Consider the following 1,397-nt stretch of genomic DNA (forward strand, 5'->3'; position numbering starts at 1 on the left):
GGGCCGGCCGGCGCCCCCGCGCAACGCGACGGTGCCCCGGCCTCTGTCGGGCCGGGGCACCGCGGGGTCGTGCGGGCGGTTCACACGGTCGTCTTGCGGTCCAGCACGAGGTCGTGGCCCACGATGTACGACGCGTCGTCGGACGCCAGCCAGAGCACCGTGTCGGCGATCTGCTCGACGCTCGCGCCGCGGCCCAGCGGGCAGGGGCTGATGGCGTTGATCCGGATGCCGTGGTCGGCGTACTCGCGGGCCGCGGTCTGGGTGAGCACGCTGACGGCGGCCTTCGACGCGGCGTACGCGCCGAGCCCGGGCAGCATTCCCTGCGCGCCGATGTTGCTCGCGGTGTTCACGATGACGCCGTGGCCGGCCTTCTCCATGTGCGCGATCTCGTGCTTCATGGCCAGCCAGACACCGGTGAGATTGGCGGTCAGGGTTTCCGACCAGACCTTTTCGCAGATTTCCCCGACGGGCTGGGTGGGGCCCAGTTCGGTCACGTTGTTGAAGGCCACGTCGACGGTTCCGTGCCGGCGCACCGTCTCGGCGATGATGTATTCCGCTCCGTCCTCGCCCAGGCCCGCCGGGTCGGCCACGACCCGGTCGGCCTTTCCGCCCTGGCGGGCGATCGCGTCGCAGGTCGCGTCCAGGGTCTCCAGGTAGCGCCCGGCCACCACCACGGTGGCGCCCTCGGCGGCGAAGGCGATGGCGGCGGCCCGCCCGATTCCCTCTCCGCCCCCCGTCACCAGGACGACCTGGCCGGCGAATCGTGTCGACATCGACGTTCCCCTTTTCTTCTCGCGTCGCCATTCACCTTGAGGCTGCCCCCAACTCCTCCGGGCGGCAACGAAAGGCCGGGTTTCCTGTCAGGTCGTCCGCGCATCTGACGGAGTTCCGGTGGTGCGATTGCCGACCGCCTGGCGGATCTTCGAAACTTCGCTCCGGCCGGTACCGCGCAGACCGAAGGGAATTCCCTTGCTGACGATTTCACGGACCCGGGTCGTCGGCGGGACGGACCGGGAGACGCGCCGGGCACCCGCCCGGGACGGGCTGCGGCGGGCCGTGCCGCACAGGGCGGAGAACCCCGCCCCGCACGCGCCCGCCACCGCCTCCTCGCGGATCGTGGAGCGCCTCCCGGTGATCCGCGGCCGGATCGGCGCCGACGACACGGGCCGGCTCACCCTCACCCTCGGCAGCACGCCGGACGAGGGCCCGACCGAGAGCGCGCCGCCGCGCGGCGAGCACCCGCGCGGCCGGGCCGGCGACTTCCGCGGCACGTTCGGGGCGATGACCGTGGTGCCGCGCCGCACGGCGCCGCCCGGACGCCCGGACGACGGGCTGTGAGCGCGCTCCACCGACGGCCACCGCCAGCCGAAGGCCGTACGAGCGCCGAAGGCCGTACG

Annotated in this window: 2 protein-coding genes; one reads left to right on the plus strand and one right to left on the minus strand. The window is 73.3% G+C overall.

From position 1 onward, the window contains the following. Positions 1 to 80: 80 nt before the first annotated feature. Entirely contained in the window at positions 81 to 773 is a 693-nt protein-coding gene (locus tag ACFRMQ_RS40775; protein ID WP_380735986.1) for an SDR family NAD(P)-dependent oxidoreductase, read from the minus strand. A 196-nt stretch (positions 774 to 969) separates the two neighbouring features. Here ACFRMQ_RS40775 and ACFRMQ_RS40780 point away from each other — a divergent pair, with 196 nt between their 5' ends. Continuing rightward, on the plus strand, positions 970 to 1,338 hold the full coding sequence (locus ACFRMQ_RS40780) for a hypothetical protein (RefSeq protein WP_380735987.1): 369 nt from the start codon (positions 970 to 972) through the stop codon (positions 1,336 to 1,338). Positions 1,339 to 1,397: the final 59 nt, after the last annotated feature.

The organism is Kitasatospora sp. NPDC056783 (assembly GCF_042789895.1).
GTDB lineage: Bacteria > Actinomycetota > Actinomycetes > Streptomycetales > Streptomycetaceae > Kitasatospora.